Source organism: Furfurilactobacillus curtus (genome assembly GCF_054657915.1).
Window position 1 is genome coordinate 855,004 of sequence record NZ_BAAHXU010000001.1, and the last position, 17,486, is coordinate 872,489.

Genomic DNA, 17,486 nt, shown 5'->3' on the forward strand with positions numbered 1-17,486 from the left:
CAAGGCTAATTGGGCGGGTTCCTGCAAAATTTATAACCAGACTCCGGCAGCAAACAACAACGTATAACCTAAAAAGAACAATGAAGTACTCTTGATGACACTCATATAGGTCTTGCGTTTATCTTGTACCGCAAAAAACGGTTGCATTCCCCGCCACATGACTGGTAATAAAAGCAAACTCAATAATGTTTCCCATGGTGCCAAGTGTCCGAAAAAGTTAACAAGTGGCCAAATGGACCCAAGGACCAACAACACTCGCATCAGACTAACCGCGTTACCACGACCAATAAAATAAGCTAGTGTGTGTCGATGATTTTTAATATCTTCATCTAAATCAGCGGTGTTATTGGCGAGCTGCACCAAAAAGAAAATTAGAGTCAGTGGTAGACATAAAGTAAATGTCGTCGCGATCACGCTGAAATTAAATGGACGCTGCCCGAAGATACTAACGTAGACACAGGTTAGTTGAATCAAATAAGAAATCGACAACGCCACTACCGCTTCACAGATTGGCATAGCATTTAAAGGCCACGGTCCGGCTGTATAAAAAATACCAATGGTGTAACCAATGAGCCCAAAAATCAGGACCGGCCAGCCAGTGCGCGTGACCAGAACTAATCCTGGAATCGCTGAGATTAAGTACAGGATGGTTCCTAACCACCAGACACCTTTCAATGGCAATTTAAGCCGGCCTAGCGGATTCGTATGTAACGCATATCCTTCTCGATCTGTAGCATGGACATAATCATAATAGTTATCCGAAACATTCACTGCCAAGTCAAAGATAAAGACATCAATCAGACACAACAAAACATTAATCCAATTGACGACCCCATAATGATATTGTGCAATCGCTGCTCCTAAGACAAACCAGACAATATTCAACGGCGCGGTATAAATTTCCGTCAATTCGACAAATACCGACCAAGTTAACCATTTTTTATTCATCAATTTACTCCTCAACCCTTGATGTATTAAGGCTACCACAACTAATCAAAAAAAATTAGTTAGTTTGTTCGCATTTTGTTTGACCTTTTTTGACCAAAGGTTTAAACTACAGTTACGTTGATTAGCAGAGCAAGCATTCAAGTGCTAACGCTGACTAACTCACAACGCAAATTACAAGGAGGCCTCAATCATGGCTTTAATTCCAACTGTTATTGAACAGTCCAGCCGCGGTGAACGCGCCTATGACATTTACTCCCGGTTGTTAAAGGACCGGATCATCATGGTTTCTGGGCCAATTGAAGACGACATGGCCAATGCCATTATCGCTCAGTTGTTGTTCCTAGATGCCCAAGACTCAGATAAAGATATTTACATGTACATTAACTCTCCTGGTGGTGTCATTACTTCTGGGATGGCGATCTATGACACAATGAACTTCGTTAAATCCGACGTTCAAACAATTGTCATGGGAATGGCCGCTTCAATGGCTTCCATTCTGGCCACCTCTGGGACTAAGGGCAAGCGATTCGCTCTGCCACACTCAGAGATCCTAATTCACCAACCTTCTGGTGGTGCACAAGGTCAACAGACTGAAATTGAAATCGTCGCAGAAGAAATTCTGAAGACGCGGAAGATGATTAACGAATTACTGGCTGAAAAGACGGGTCAGAACATCGAAACCATTAACCGTGATACAGAACGCGACAATTACATGACGGCTCAACAGGCTTTAGACTACGGCTTGATTGATCACATCATGACGAACTCCAGTGAAATGAAGTAATTCATTTAATAATTCAGAGCGAAACCTGCCGGGTGTTATCGAGCACTAGCTAAGCCTGAGCAGTTGGCGATCTTTGCCAATTGATCGGGCTAGGCTAGGCACAGGTAACGGGCTGGTGTAGCTCGCCACACGCACAAAACCCGTGTTTCCATTTTCAGGAAACACGGGTTTTGTGCTTTAGTCAGTGCTGTCAATCAGCGTTCCACAGCTAACTTCATTTCATTAAGGCTGCGATTAATAACTCGCACACTTCACTAAACGGTCGCTCGTTTTGGGTGTACACTCCGTTTAAAATATTATCGGCATGTATCTTGATCGTCGAAAACAACAAATTGCGCACCAATGAAATATCAACCGATCTAAAAGTCCCATTATGTAAATTAGCTGCGAGTAGCTGCTGAATTGGCGTTTGGCTCACCCACTCTTCAACTTGTGCAACTGTCTTTACATCAATCCACATTTCAGACTTTAGCTTTTCAATCACGGTCATGCTATCTGGGTGTTCTAACGCGAATTTAAATAAGTTCGTCAAATAATGCTGCAATAACGAAGCGATTGGTTGATTCAAAGCAACGTCATAATCAGCTTGATATAATGCTTTTATTTCTCGAAGAAATAATGCGGCTAATAATGCAGCTCGGTTATCAAAGTAGGTATAAATACTAGATTGAGGAATTCCCACGGCCTGCGCAATTGCGGTTGTGGAAACATCGCCAACATCTTTACTGAGGATTAATTGAGCCGTCGCATCCAAAATCGCCTCATACTTTTTCTGACTTTTCTTTTTCATGTTTTGAATATAATTAGGATTTATTTGAAAGTCAATGCTTGATTATGATAGATCTATCGTTTATAATCATTGCCGATAAACTTATCATTTAAAATTAAATCAAAGAAGGTACATGAAAATGAAATTATTTGTGACTGGTGGTACAGGCTTTATCGGATCGGCTGTTGTAAAAAAGCTCATTGCACACGGACATGAGGTTACTGGTTTATCTCGATCAACACACGGTGATCAAGTATTAGCTGGCTTAGGCGCTACCTCATTACGCGGAACTTTGGATGATTTAACAACCCTAGCTGAAGCCGCGCAACAGGCTGATGGCGTTCTCCACCTAGGCTATAATAATGACTTCAACCACTACGACGAAGCAGTGGCACAAGATCTTGCTGCAGTTAAAGCCATGCTTGCTGCATTAGCTGGCAGTAATAAACCATTTGTGAACACGTCAGGAACTTTAATGGTTACTGATTTAGGACGCAGTGCAACAGAACAGGACACTGCTCCGTTAACTGGTCGGGCCGTGTCAGAGAGTTTGGCACGCCAATCAGCTCAGGAAGGTGTCCGAGGCATGGCTGTTCGTTTGTCGCCAACGGTTCACGATGAGCATCGGCAGGGCTTTGGCACATTACTTGCTGGGTTAGCCGTCCAACACGGTCAAGCAGCTTACGTCGGCGAAGGAACGACGCGATGGCCATCGGTTCATCGATTGGATGCTGCTGATTTATTTGTTGCTGCGTTAGAACATGGCGAAGCTGGCGCCGTTTACAACGCAGCCGCTGAAACTGGGATTACGGTTAAAGCGATCGCAACCACGATTGGTCAATCCTTGAAACTTCCGATTACCGCTTTAACACCAGCCGATGCTGAGGCTTACTTTGGCTGGTTTACTAATGGAATTCAGCAAGATAATCCAACTAGTAGTGACTGGACTCAAAACGCGCTCAATTGGCATCCGACTCATCCTGGTCTCTTAGCTGATCTCGCAACATTCTTAAATAATCCTGAAAACGTCGCCCATCTGACTGCGCACTAAATAAAAACACATGAATGACTTGTCCAGATTGATTAAAAGGCACCATTTCCAATTTTGTGGAAATGGTGCCTTTTCTGATTGGTAGCAACTAGTATTGCCTTAGTAAATCTAGGCTGAGAGGTCATTGTTGTCACGTAGTTTTTGAGCATACTCATTTATTTTACGTAGTCGGTGATTAACGCCTGACTTGGAAATCGGGCCTCCCGGAATTAAATCGCCTAATTCCTTTAAACTCACTTCTCGATTGGCAAGCCGTGTTTCGGCCATCACTTGCAGTTTATCAGGAAGTTGCCCTAATCCTACCCGAGCTTGAATGTACTCAATATTCTCGATTTGCTTTGAACTAGCCGTTGCCACCTTTTCCATGTTGGCCGTTTCACAGTTCACTAATCGATTAACCGAATTGCGCATATCTCGCATGATCCGCACATCTTCAAACTTCAACATCGCGTTGGTGGCCCCAATTAAAGTCAAGAAATCGGAAATTTTCTCGCCTTCTTTAAGGTATGTGATAAAGCCACTGCGCCGATTTGTCATCCGGGCATTGAGTTCATAGCGATTCATAAAATCACATATTTGTTCATTTTGCTCTTCATATAAAGAGTAAATCTCTAGATGATAGCGACTTGTGTCAGGATTGTTGACAGACCCACCGGCCAAAAAGGCGCCACGTAAATATGAACGAAATTCGCTATCATCATTTAGTGTCCCCTCAGGCACCACTTCTTCAATACCCGCGGTTCCCATCACATGTAAATCATGTAACACTTGCTGAGTTCCCGTTCGTAACCGAACAACGTACATATTATTCTTCTTCAACTTGACATTTTTCCGCACAATCAATTCTGCTTCTAATCGATAAAATTGTTTTAAAAGCGAATAAATTCGCCGTGCGATTGCCGGATTTTCTGTCTGTACATTTAAGATAAACGCATGATTCACTAGGTTAACGGCTCCGTTCATGCGAATTAATGCCATCAATTCCGCCTTGCCATTGGCAGCATGCACCGTTAACCCGGTCAGTTCCTTTTTGACATCACTTGCGTATGACATTTGGCTACCACCGCTCCTAAATTTCACTCAGATCTTTTTGCTTTAATAACTTCATTAACTCAGCCACAACTTTGGCACCGTCGTGAAAGGCTCCCGCATCACGCAGCTTCAACAAATTGGCACGTATTGCCTTTGTCCCCATCTTTTCCAGCGCCTCCGGGTCAGACGTCACTTGCGTGGAAACCTCGTTCCACCGTTTCCAATCCATATAATCTTCTGGTACCTTAGCCGTGTTCACTAATACTGTATCCACAAAATTGGCACCGACATGTTCATTTAACACCCGCACATGATCAGCGTCGGTAAAGTGATCCGTCTCACCCTTTTGGGTCATGATATTACAAATATAGACGACTTCAGCCGTCGTGGTCTTAATGGCTTGGCCGACGTTACTGACCATCAGATTCGGTAAGATACTCGTAAATAAACTACCCGGACCTAGGACAATTAAATCCGCAGCCAAAATGGCGTCAACAACCGCTGGCATTGCTGTTGCAACAGTGGTACCAGCGTCAGGCTGTGGGGTCACCCAGACGCGTTTAATTTGGCGATGAGCCGCCGTAATCTCCGCTTCCCCAGCAACCGTTGCCCCGTCGGCAAATTCCGCATGCAGCACTAACGGCTCATTGGCGACTGGATAAACGTGACCATCCACGGCCATCATCTGTGACAACTCTTGAACCGCCCCAAATACTCCGTGCTCCATTTCTGTCAGCGCGGCAATAATTAAGTTACCAATCGCGTGACCAGAGAAAAAGTTGTCATTAGCTTCAAAACGATATTGAAAAACCCGCAAGGCTAACGGAGATAAGCTCGATAAGGACACCATCACATTACGAATATCACCAGGTGGCACGACGTTAATATAATTGCGAATAATTCCTGAAGAACCACCATCATCAGCAACTGTCACCACCGCTGTTACATCAACATCTTGCTTGTGTAAGGAATCCAATACCACTGGTAGACCTGTGCCGCCACCAATGACAACGACGCGGGGCCGGCGTTGATTAGCTTGCGTCATGATCGATTCACCGTTTCCTTTCGTTTATTGATATCTCGGTGACTGACGTGAACGCGATGATCCGCGGCCAAATCCTTGCCAAGCCGAGCAGCGATCGCCACTGAACGATGTTGACCTCCCGTACACCCGATCGCAATGGTTAAACTCGTCTTGCCTTCCCGTTGATAGTCTGGCATAACAAGTTGTAATAAGCTTAACCATTGCTGGTAAAAAGGCGTGGTCGCCGGTTGAGCCATCACGTAGTCATAAACTGGCTGATCTAGGCCAGTTAGTGGTTTCAGCGCAGCCACGTAATACGGATTAGGCAAAAAACGTACATCCATTACAATATCCGCGTCGATTGGTAACCCATACTTATAACCAAAAGACAGAATTTCGATATGAAATTCATTGGCTGGTCCCTGTTCATCTGCATATTGGCTAAAAATCTCTTCTCGTAATTGCCGCGGTGTCAGAGCATCAGTATTAATCACCAGATCGGCGCGTTCTTTTAATTCTGATAATAATGCCCGTTCTTGACGAATGCCATCAAGCACGCGACCTTCCATTGCCAGTGGATGCGCGCGCCGAGTTTCTTTATAACGGGCCACTAATTCACCATCAGACGCGTCCAAAAACAGAACCGAAGTGCGCACCGATCCTGTGCTGGCCGAAATCGCCAGCATTTCTTGTAAGTCATCAAAAAACTCGCGAGAACGTAAATCAACAACTAACGCGACCTTGTTAACCTTACCGGATTGTCTCACTAATTCCCAAAATTTTGGCAACAATTTCGGTGGCATATTATCCATCACAAAATAATCTAAGTCTTCAAAGCTTTGCATGGCAACCGTTTTACCAGCACCACTCATTCCTGTAATAATCACTAAGTCTAGCTGTTGGGCCATGCGTTATCCTTCCCTTTCACTGTTTCTAACATTATAACATACCGGGTGTGTCATTTTTCCTTTTCCTGATTGGGCTGTACGCTTAAAGTTCGCTTTACTTCCACTGAGCGATGATCCCATCGCCAGCCTGCAACAGCTGCAGTAATGGGAACAGTCGCTAACACACCAACAAATGATAATAAGACCGTCGTCAATTGGGCGACGAACACTTTATCATTAAGCATCATGCCCCATGAATAGTGCAGACCCGCAAACCAGATGAACAGTGCTAGAAAGCCACCAAAAAAACCAAAGAATAACGTGTTGAAAGTTGTGCCGATGATCTGTTTACCCACGTTAATCCCATCGTTAAACAGGCGTTTGCCCGTAATTGAGGGTTGTTGCTCTTCAATTTCTGATAGACCAGACGAAATCGCCATCGCGGCTTCAGCAATGGCTCCTAGTGTGCTGAGAATCACAGTGGCAATACTGACTTTTACAAACGAAATACCAATCAGCAAGGACATCCCCTCTAAATCATCGCTGTCTTCCTCACCAAAACCAGCAACACTAGCCCAGTGCTCGACTGGAATAATTAGTAACATCAACAATACCATGACCACCACGGCAGCATAAAAGGCGGTTGTCGTACTATAATCATCTTCATTACCAAAGAAAATCGTGACCGCTAAAATAATCACCCCCATCACGAGAGTAACTGGCAACGGCGGCAGATGAAATTGAATGAGGACAATGGTCATAAACAGCAAAGCAAAGTTGAAACCTAAACTGATAAATGCTAAAAATCCTTGTTTGCCACCCACCAGCCACATCGCTAAGAGTAAGATCAAGGCTAATCCACTAAATGTTGTCATCATGCCCCCCCTTGTCTTTGGCCGGAATTATTCGAGACATTAATCGACTGGCCACAAAGCTCGCCACCGGAATCGCTAAGACGATCCCTAAACCACTGATTAAGGTTTGAATAACACCTAATGACATATTCATCATGTACGTATAGCCCCAATTATTACCATTCTTTAAAAACAATAAGGTCATAGGAAATGTTTCTGCGACAAAAATCAGTAACAAGACATTAATCAGCGGACCCATGATTGATCGACCAACATTACGGCCTGAAATAAATAGTTGTCGTGCGGAAATGCTGGGGCGCTCACGGCGTAATTCAAAGAGGGTCGCGACAATATCGGTTGACTCATCCATTACCGCGCCTAAAGAGCCTAGCAAGGTTTCCGCTAAGAATAGGGGCCTTGGTAGGGTCGTCACATACTGTAACCCTTCGTAATGCATACCACGCTCATGAGTCAAAGCAAAGACACTCAGACTAATAAGCATGGCTAAGGCGGTGCCTGAACAGGTTGCAACAAATGTAATCAACATTTGTCTGCGCCAACCCAAGACTAACCACAACGTCAAAAAAGCAAAAATGATGGCAACAAAACTGAAAATCACAAAGACATTAGCATTTTTTAAAGTTAAATCCAGTTCAATTGCCCCAAAAAATAATCCCGCATTCAATAAGACAGACAACACTGCCAACCCGCCGGCGCGAGGCATAAAGATCAACAAAAAGCTGAAAATGATCCAGACTAAGAATGCCACAGTCGTGTCGCGTTTAATTCCCTTAATCACACTCGGATTATGATGAGTGGGTAAGGTTACAAAAACTTGATTACCAACATGATAGGCTTGATCCATCGCCGCTGATCGACTGAATGTATTAGTTATGTGTAATTTTTGACCACGATGTTGTGTATTAATCAACACCGCAGTTAATTGCTGATTAGTTTGACTATCCTGATTTTCAAATTCATCGGTTTGTTTAACCGGCCGATGATTCGTCACCCGTGTAATTCGTGCCAAGGGTTGCTGATATAGCCGCGCATCAAAATGCACCGCAATCACGCCAATGCCACCAATTAAAATCACAAGGCCGACTAGCCACCAACGCCGCCAATTAAAATGAGCCTGCTCTTCTTTCATTATTCCGGCCTCACCTCGCTTAAGATGGCTCCCATTCTACCACCAAGCTAAACGACGATTATCCATACGACCGCTTTTGTTACCAAAATTAAAGTCCTTCAACCAAGCAACCAACTGGTCAAAAGCAAAAAGTAAATTTTATTTTCAAATCTATATAACTAAAATGCAGGCCATAAGCCCCGTAATGCCGCGTTTTATTGCGCATCACTTACCGACGACTTATGCCCCACTCCAAATTGTCAATCATAAAGTTGAATCAAACGTTTTTCCCTGATAGTGACGTTTAAGCCAATAATACAGTGGCACCCCCAAAGCGATAAACCCCATCGAGGTAACGGTGCCAACAATGTCAAAAACCAGCTCGCTAATTACGACAAAACCAGTACCAATAATGGCCAGAATTGGCACCAACGGGTACCAAGGTACACTGAATCCGCTTGGCCGGCCACCTTGCCGATGCCGCAAAACAAAAACGCCGACAAAGGCCGCAATATAGAAACTGTACATCACAAAAATACAAAGTTCTGATAATCGATCCGTATCAACCAACAAAATCATTGCGCTAGTCATCACCCACAACGTTGCCGTCGCAAACACAGGTGTCTGTGTGGCCCGGTTCAAATGGCTAAATCGTTTAGCAAAAGGTAACTGCCGTTTAACTGCCATTGCGTAGTAAATTCGGGGAAAGGACATCATTTTACCATTCAAGGCACCAATGATAGAAATCATAATGCCAATATTGACCAGTCGTCCGCCAATTGAGCCAAACGCATTTAAAGCAAAATAAGCGGTCGCATTCTGTCCCAACGCATTAATCTTATTGGCCGCCAATGAGGAAAAAATTCCCCAAGTAACGCCTAAGTACAGCGCAATAATAATCAGAATTCCCAAAATAATGGCCAATGGTAACAGCTTTTCTGGTCGTTTAATCTCGCCACCCAAATTGGTGATCAAGATCCACCCGTCATAAGCGAAAATTGTTCCTAAAACGGCTACACCAAAATTACCAACACTATGATGGATTCCAGACACTGTTGCCCCAAAAGCTTGCTCATGACCAAAAAATAACCCAAAAAAGATAATCGCAATGATTGGTAACAACTTACAGATGGTAGTCACGATGGCAAAAGTAGCCCCGTAACGATTAGCTAACATATTTAAGGCCGCAATCAAGGCAATCGTCCCAATCGCGATCGGGGCTTTCCAACTGGCGGATAATCCAAAAAAGTTTACGGCCAACAGTCCTAGATAGCCAGCAATCGAGCCAACGATGGCCGGTGCATAAACAATTACCTGCATCCATCCGGATAAGAATCCCCAAAACTCACCATAAATATGGGCCATATATTGATATAACCCACCAGTCGTTGGAATTTGTGAACCGATTTCAGATAACGTCAATCCATCTGCTAGTGTAATTAATCCGCCCAACAGCCAGGCTAACATGGCCAAATCGGTTGAACCCGTCAGTTGCAATACCGAGGCCTGCTTGAAAAAAATTCCAGATCCAATGACGGTACCGATGACCAACGCTAGGGCCGACCAAAGCCCCAAAGAACGTCGTAGTTGCGTAGATGATGGCATTTTATTAGTATTCTCTCCCTAAATGCTTATATAAACTTAATCAAAATAAGTTTATCAGAGACTAAACGCCCGATGCAAGCATATGTGCGAACTGGGTAAAGATAAAAACCATCAATCGAATCAATAAAAGTGGGACCACACATGCGGATCGCACAACGTAATAGAGCGAACTTCAAGCAGTGATGGATCATCACTATTCGAAGTTCGCTCTTATTAGCTTGTCATTCATCGCCTGATCTTACCATACTCGAAAAACAGTCTTAAAATAACTTAATTCAGCTGCACCCTTAATTTTTAGTTTTGGCCATAGCTTCACGAGTACGCTCTAAATCACGCCTCAAAACAGGTTTCAAATACTGTCCTGTATAACTATTTGAAACCTCAGCCAATTCTTCTGGCGTTCCCGTTGCAATCACTGATCCACCACCGGCACCACCTTCTGGGCCTAAATCAATCAAGTGATCTGCTGTTTTAATCACATCTAAATTATGCTCAATGATTAAAACCGTGTTGCCATTATCAACTAATCGATGAAGCACACCTAATAGGCGTTTGATGTCGTCGGTGTGTAAACCAGTCGTCGGTTCGTCTAGAATATAGAAATTGCGTCCGTTCGCCTTCTTGTGTAACTCTGACGCCAACTTCATCCGCTGCGCTTCTCCACCAGACAAGGTGGTTGCTGATTGACCAAGGTGAACGTAACCTAGTCCAACATCAACAATCGTTTGTAGCTTCCGTGTGATCTTAGGAATGGCGCCAAAGAAGGCCAACGCTTCGGACACTGTCATGTTCAACACATCCGCAATATTTTTACCTTTATAAGTCACTTCAAGGGTTTCCGAATTGTAACGTGATCCATGACAAACTTCACATGGCACATAAACGTCAGGTAGGAAATTCATTTCAATCTTCAAAATGCCATCCCCGTGACACGCCTCACACCGGCCGCCTTTTGTGTTAAACGAAAAACGCCCTTTTTGATATCCGCGGAGTTTGGCCTCATTTGTTTGAGCAAACAAATCGCGAATATCGTCGAAGACCCCAGTATACGTGGCTGGATTAGAGCGCGGCGTCCGTCCGATTGGCGACTGATCAATGTCGACAATTTTTTCAATGTTATTCACGCCAGCAATACTCTTGTACTTACCAGGCTTAGCAGAATTATGATTCAATTTCTGAGCCAATACTTTTTCTAAAATAGAATTAACCAATGTCGATTTGCCAGAACCAGAGACCCCGGTCACGACGGTTAATTCACCCAACGGAAAGCGCACGTCAATATCTTGTAAATTGTTCTCAGCAGCTCCTTTTAGGACTATCGCCTTACCATTGCCAGCTCGACGTTTTAATGGAACGGGAATGAAGTCTTTGCCGGATAAGTATTTCCCGGTTAAGGACTTGCGACTGCGTTCAACTTGCTTGGGGGTCCCTGCAGCCATCACCTGGCCGCCATTTTCGCCGGCACCAGGGCCAATATCGATCAAATAATCGGCGGCGCGCATCGTATCTTCATCATGTTCAACGACGATTAACGTATTACCCAAATCACGCATCTTCTTTAACGAGCTGATCAATCGATCATTATCGCGTTGATGTAAGCCAATTGATGGCTCATCAAGGATATACAATACACCCGATAAATTAGATCCAATCTGGGTCGCCAAACGAATCCGTTGCGCTTCGCCCCCAGATAAGGTACGCGCTGAGCGACTCATTGTTAGATAATCTAAACCGACATTTTCCAGAAACGATAAACGATCACTGATCTCTTTGACAATCGGTTCAGCGATCACGCGATTTTGTTCACTTAACTCAAGCTGTTTAAAAAATGGCACTTCGTCACCAATTGCCATGGCGGATACTTCACCAATGTGTCGGCCATTTACCTTAACCGATAAGGCTTGTCGGTTGAGCCGATAGCCGTGACACGTCTGACAAGTCAATTCTGTCATATACTGGCGCATTTGGTCACGAGTAAAATCAGAATTTGTTTCACGGTAACGCCGCGAAATATTGTTGATTACGCCTTCAAATTCTGCGTCTACATCGCGGACGCCACCGAAATCGTTCTCATAGTGAAAATGAAAAGACTTCTTAGAGCCATAGAGGACTAAATCACGCTGTTTTTTGGGTAAATCAGCAAAAGGCGTGTCCATATCAATCTGGTTTTGTTCAGCAAATTGAGCCAACATACTAGGATAATACATGGAACTGATTGGATTCCACGGTTCAATTGCCCCTTCTGCTAAGGTCTTTGTCTTATCTGGGACAACTAAGTCTTCGTCCACCTCAAGTTTCACACCTAGTCCTTCGCAATCAGGGCAAGCGCCTACTGGGGCATTAAATGAGAAGAGTCGCGGTTCTAGTTCACCAACCGTGAAACCACAGACTGGACAAGAATAATGTTCGGAAAATTGGAGTGGTTGTCCATCAATTATGTCGGCGGTCGCATAGCCGTCGCTTAGCCGCAACGCAGCTTCAAACGAATCAAATAACCGACTGCGACTGTCACTATCAGGACGAACAATCACCCGATCGATCACAATATTGATATTGTGATATTTGTTTTTATCTAACTCTGGCACCTCGTCAACATCGTACGTTGCATCGTCCACTTGAACGCGAACAAAACCCTCACGTTTAATCTTTTCAAAGATCTTAGCGTGTTGTCCCTTTTTACGGCGCACGACTGGCGACAAAATTTGAAGCCGGGTTCGTTCAGGCAAAGCCAGCACTTGATCAACCATCTGTTCAACCGATTGACTGGTAATGATCGTACCATCATTTGGACAAACCGGCGTCCCAACTCGGGCCCATAACAAACGCAGATAGTCGTTGATCTCAGTGACCGTACCAACTGTTGATCGCGGATTTTTACTCGTTGTTTTTTGGTCAATCGAAATAGCCGGACTCAACCCGTCAATTGAATCAACATCAGGCTTATCCATTTGGCCTAAAAATTGGCGCGCATACGCGGATAAACTTTCAACGTACCGCCGTTGCCCTTCCGCATATAACGTATCAAACGCTAACGAGCTCTTTCCTGATCCGGATAACCCGGTGATTACCACTAATTTGTCTCGGGGAATGGTCACGTCAATATTTTTTAAGTTATGAGCTCGTGCTCCATGAATCACAATTTTGTCATTTGCCATGTATACGTGTCCCGCCTCGTTAAAAATTCACTGTTGGTTGCTTACCACACTATTGTTTAGCTTTCAATTCCATGATGGTGTCACGCAATGTCGCTGCCTCTTCAAAATCAAGTTTCTTGGCGGCTTCTTGCATCTGCTTATTTAAGCCTGCCAGCATCGCATTTTGATCGGTCTTACTCATGTTGTCAAAATCATCTTCGCTAAGTGAGCTTTCCTTTTGCCCTTTTCCACTTGGCGTAACGACCGTAATGTTATCGCGGATGGCCTTCACAATTGTCGTTGGTGTGATGTGATGTTCTTCATTATATCGTTCTTGAATTGTTCGCCGCCGTTTGGTCTCATCGATAGCCGCTTGCATCGACCCGGTAATCGAATCAGCATACATAATGACGCTACCGTGAGCATTCCGGGCCGCTCGACCGATTGTTTGGATCAACGATCGTTCATTACGAAGAAAACCTTCCTTATCTGCATCTAAGATCGCAACTAGTGAGACTTCAGGTACATCGATTCCTTCTCGTAACAAATTAATCCCAACAAGCACGTCAAATTTACCTAGTCGTAAATCACGAATAATCTGTGTCCGCTCCAGGGTTTTCACATCACTGTGAAGATATCGCACACGAATGCCGAGGTCTTTTAGATAATCAGTCAAGTCTTCGGCCATTTTCTTGGTCATCGTGGTCACAAATGTTCGCTCATGTTGTTCGATTCTTTTGTTAATTTCTCCGACCAAATCGTCAATTTGGCCCATAATCGGACGAACTTCAATCGTCGGATCCAGCAATCCAGTTGGTCGGATAATTTGTTGGACAACCGTATCCGTTTGTTCATGTTCGTAATCTCCTGGTGTGGCGGACATGTATACGACTTGATTCACATGTTGCTCAAATTCATCAATCTTAAGCGGCCGGTTATCTAAAGCACTGGGCAGACGAAAACCATAATCGACTAGCATTTGCTTCCGAGAGCGATCCCCCTTATACATACCGCGAACTTGAGGCATGGTTACGTGGCTTTCATCCACAACCAGCAAAAAGTCTTTCGGAAAGAAATCCAACAGCGTAAATGGCGGTTCACCTGGTTGCCGACCGTCCATATGCCGTGAATAGTTTTCGATTCCGCTGGTGTAACCCATTTCACGCATCATTTCCATATCATAGGTGGTGCGTTGTTCGAGACGCTGGGCTTCCAGTAGTTTGCCTTGGTCTTTTAGGACCTTTAACCGATCATCCAATTCATTACCAATTGTTTCAATTGCATGATCCATAATGGCATCATTAGTCATAAAGTGGGTTGCCGGAAAAATCGTGACGTGATCCCGATCGCCCACCACTTCACCGGTCAAGGCATCAACTTCACGCATTCGATCAATTTCATCACCAAAGAATTCAATCCGCAAAGCGCGTTGATCTTCTGACGCAGGGAATACTTCGACTACATCTCCGTGCACTCGAAACCGACCACGTTGAAAGTCAATATCGTTACGTTCAAACTGAATATCCACCAATTTACGCATGAAGTCGTTACGTTCAATGGTCTGACCCACACGTAACGAAATGACGTGATCCTTATACTGATGAGGATCGCCTAAACCAAAGATCGAGGACACAGAGGCAACGACAATCGTGTCGTTTCTTTCTAAGAGTGAACTAGTTGCCGCATTACGTAGTTTATCAATTTCATCATTAATGGACGAATCTTTCTCAATGTACGTATCAGAGGATGGCACGTAAGCCTCAGGCTGATAATAATCATAATAGGAAACAAAATATTCCACTGCGTTGTTGGGGAAAAACTCCTTAAATTCACCATAGAGTTGACCAGCCAGCGTTTTATTATGCGACAAAACTAAGGTAGGCTTGTTCACATTAGCAATCACGTTGCTAATCGTAAATGTTTTCCCGGTCCCCGTGGCCCCCAGTAAAATCTGCGCTTTTTTCCCAGATTCAATCCCATCAGTCAATTGTTCAATCGCTTGTGGTTGATCACCTGTTGGTTGATATTTTGAAACAAGATCAAACTTCCGATCGGCTTGTCGTTCAATCATGGCTGTCCATCCCCCTTGCGTGAGTGGTTGTATTTCTTCTACTTTATTGATAATTCACAATTAAGTTGTTCATGGTAACATAGCGAAACTATTCTAGCATACCGAACATACTTTCGCACGCGATCCGGATCTCAAAACAGTGAAATTTTCACTTCACTGCTAAAAATAGCTTTGCGACAGTCGTTTGACCTCGCAAAGCTATTTTAACTGATCGACTCAATCAGCGACAAATGCATTGATTGCATCGACAAAATTTTGCAGCTTCTGATTAGCTGCTGATAACGTCGCACCATTCGTGCCGATATAGAACTTAATTTTAGGTTCCGTACCAGATGGGCGGACCGCAATCCAAGTGCCATCAACTAACCAATATTTCAAAACTTCAGCTTTAGGTAACGCCAGTGCTTCGGTATGGCCATCTGCGTAAGTCTTGATTCCACTAGCAATATCGTCTGTTGCAGCAACGTCAATCCCGGCAAAGTGCTTGGGAGCTTGCGTACGGAATTTATTGATAATTGCTTCGATCTTTTGTGGACCAGTAATACCTTCAAATGTTTGCTGCAATGTCTGTTCCCGGAAATAACCGTATTCGGCATAGAGCGCCTCTAAACCATCATAGAGGGTCTGTCCTTGTTGACGATAATAGGCCGCAATTTCGGCGAGTAGCGTTAAGGCCTGAATGGCATCCTTATCACGAACAAATGGCTTAATTAAGTAGCCATAGCTCTCTTCGAAACCAAACATAAAGGTATGATCGCCGGTATCTTCAAAATGTTGAATTTGTTCGGCAATAAATTTAAAGCCAGTCAATACATTGATGGTATCGATATTATAGCTGGCGGCAATTTTCGTGGCAAATTCCGTTGAAACAATCGATTTTACCGCCACCCCATTGGATGGTAGCGTACCAGCCTGTTGATTGGCCGCTAAAATGTAATGCAACATCAACGCGGCAATCTGATTACCGGTTAGCAGTTGGTAATCTCCGTTAGGTTGACGAACGGCTGTCCCCAGCCGGTCAGCATCAGGATCGGTCGCAATTAGAATATCTGCTTGATGTGCTTTACCTAATTTAATGGCCTCATCAAAGGCTTCAGGAAATTCAGGATTAGGAAAATCAACCGTCGGAAAATCGCCATCTGGCTCTGCTTGACTCGGGACCGTGATAAAGTTTTGGAATCCAGCGTTACGCAAAGCACGCTCCCCAGGCATTCGACCGGTTCCATGGAGCGGCGTAAAGACAAATGTCATATCCTTACCCTCTTCACTGGCCAAATCGTGATTAATGGTCACTGTGGCAACGTTATCCAAATAGGCCTGATCAACGTCTTCACCAATAACGGTTTCCAAGCCAGTAGTCATTAAGTTGGTCTCATCAGCGGTCGCAATTTCAAACAAATCGGTCACCTGACGAATGTACTGGGTAATTAAATCGGAATCCTTGGGTGGCATTTGGGCGCCATCTTCACCATAAATCTTGTAACCGTTAAATTGCTTGGGATTGTGACTAGCTGTGATCATAATTCCCGCAAACGTGTGTAGATGCCGAACTGTAAAAGATAATTCGGGTGTCGGGCGTAAGCCTTCAAAGATGTAGGTTTTGATGCCATGTTGGCCTAAAACACGTGCCGCTTCATGAGCAAATTCCGTGGAGTGATGCCGTGAATCGAAACTAATGGCCACACCACGCTTCTTAACATCTTCACCCAAAGTATCCATATAAGTTGCTAAGCCTTCTGTTGCTTGCCGTACCGTGTAGATGTTCATCCGATTAATACCAGGACCCATCACGCCACGCATGCCAGCCGTCCCAAAACTCATTGGTTGGTAAAAGGCATCTTCTAATTCTTCATCTTTGCCTGCCAAGGCAGTTAATTCCGCTTTTAAATGAGCTTCCAGATCGGTCTGAGCCGTCCAAGTCTGATAAGTTTCTTTCCAGTCCACAATCGCATCTCCATTCATGATGTTGTTTTCGTATGCGTTTTCAGTATACCGCATTAAGTCCCTCGCGCGAAACAAGCCAGACAATTCTATTACGATCTGGGCTTAAGCTACAAACGTCGGCCAATCAATCATTTGGGACAGCTGTAAAAGCTAATTACTTTTCGGATCAAACACATTAAATATATTCGTAATATCAAGGAATAAACCGGGAGACTAACGCTGGCTGGTTAGGTTCAAGAATCAGAGTCATGGAG

The 17,486-nt window shown here is 44.2% G+C and carries 13 protein-coding genes; 2 read left to right on the plus strand and 11 right to left on the minus strand.

What is annotated here, in order from left to right; all coding sequences use genetic code 11:
• Positions 1–30 precede the first annotated feature (30 nt).
• Entirely contained in the window at positions 31–948 is a 918-nt protein-coding gene (locus tag ACYQ0Y_RS04365; protein ID WP_407883903.1) for a prenyltransferase, read from the minus strand.
• Positions 949–1,138: 190 nt separating this feature from the next.
• Between ACYQ0Y_RS04365 and clpP the strand changes: the two genes are divergently transcribed.
• Positions 1,139–1,732, plus strand: a complete 594-nt coding sequence (clpP, locus tag ACYQ0Y_RS04370; protein ID WP_407883905.1) for an ATP-dependent Clp endopeptidase proteolytic subunit ClpP — start codon at positions 1,139–1,141, stop codon at positions 1,730–1,732.
• A 214-nt stretch (positions 1,733–1,946) separates the two neighbouring features.
• Here clpP and ACYQ0Y_RS04375 read toward each other — a convergent pair whose 3' ends face one another.
• Positions 1,947–2,522, minus strand: coding sequence for a TetR/AcrR family transcriptional regulator (locus tag ACYQ0Y_RS04375; RefSeq protein ID WP_407883907.1), 576 nt, complete (start codon positions 2,520–2,522; stop codon positions 1,947–1,949).
• Positions 2,523–2,640: 118 nt separating this feature from the next.
• Here ACYQ0Y_RS04375 and ACYQ0Y_RS04380 point away from each other — a divergent pair, with 118 nt between their 5' ends.
• Complete coding sequence (locus ACYQ0Y_RS04380; RefSeq protein WP_407883909.1) at positions 2,641–3,552, plus strand: SDR family oxidoreductase; 912 nt, start codon at positions 2,641–2,643, stop codon at positions 3,550–3,552.
• A 108-nt stretch (positions 3,553–3,660) separates the two neighbouring features.
• Here the strand turns inward: ACYQ0Y_RS04380 and whiA are convergent, their stop codons facing one another.
• The 9 genes from whiA to ACYQ0Y_RS04425 form a co-directional block, all read right to left on the minus strand.
• A complete protein-coding gene (gene whiA, locus ACYQ0Y_RS04385; protein ID WP_407883911.1) occupies positions 3,661–4,605 on the minus strand; it encodes a DNA-binding protein WhiA in 945 nt (314 codons plus the stop codon).
• A 16-nt stretch (positions 4,606–4,621) separates the two neighbouring features.
• Entirely contained in the window at positions 4,622–5,629 is a 1,008-nt protein-coding gene (locus ACYQ0Y_RS04390) for a gluconeogenesis factor YvcK family protein (RefSeq protein ID WP_407883913.1), read from the minus strand.
• Entirely contained in the window at positions 5,626–6,516 is an 891-nt protein-coding gene (gene rapZ / locus ACYQ0Y_RS04395; RefSeq protein WP_407883915.1) for an RNase adapter RapZ, read from the minus strand. Before rapZ ends, ACYQ0Y_RS04390 begins: the two co-directional genes overlap by 4 nt.
• A gap of 50 nt (positions 6,517–6,566) precedes the next feature.
• Entirely contained in the window at positions 6,567–7,370 is an 804-nt protein-coding gene (locus tag ACYQ0Y_RS04400) for a YibE/F family protein (RefSeq protein ID WP_407883917.1), read from the minus strand.
• On the minus strand, positions 7,357–8,499 hold the full coding sequence (locus tag ACYQ0Y_RS04405) for a YibE/F family protein (RefSeq protein WP_407883919.1): 1,143 nt from the start codon (positions 8,497–8,499) through the stop codon (positions 7,357–7,359). The genes ACYQ0Y_RS04400 and ACYQ0Y_RS04405 overlap by 14 nt, the downstream gene beginning before the upstream one ends.
• 243 nt (positions 8,500–8,742) lie before the next feature.
• Positions 8,743–10,083 (minus strand): APC family permease, encoded by a 1,341-nt coding sequence (locus ACYQ0Y_RS04410; protein ID WP_407883921.1) that lies wholly within the window; start codon positions 10,081–10,083, stop codon positions 8,743–8,745.
• 287 nt (positions 10,084–10,370) lie between these two features.
• Positions 10,371–13,238 carry an excinuclease ABC subunit UvrA gene (gene uvrA, locus ACYQ0Y_RS04415; RefSeq protein WP_407883923.1) on the minus strand — a complete coding sequence of 956 codons (2,868 nt, stop codon included), beginning with the start codon at positions 13,236–13,238 and terminating at the stop codon, positions 10,371–10,373.
• Between the two features lie 49 nt (positions 13,239–13,287).
• Complete coding sequence (gene uvrB / locus ACYQ0Y_RS04420) at positions 13,288–15,288, minus strand: excinuclease ABC subunit UvrB (protein WP_407883925.1); 2,001 nt, start codon at positions 15,286–15,288, stop codon at positions 13,288–13,290.
• Between the two features lie 216 nt (positions 15,289–15,504).
• Positions 15,505–17,232 carry a phospho-sugar mutase gene (locus ACYQ0Y_RS04425; RefSeq protein WP_407884027.1) on the minus strand — a complete coding sequence of 576 codons (1,728 nt, stop codon included), beginning with the start codon at positions 17,230–17,232 and terminating at the stop codon, positions 15,505–15,507.
• Positions 17,233–17,486: the final 254 nt, after the last annotated feature.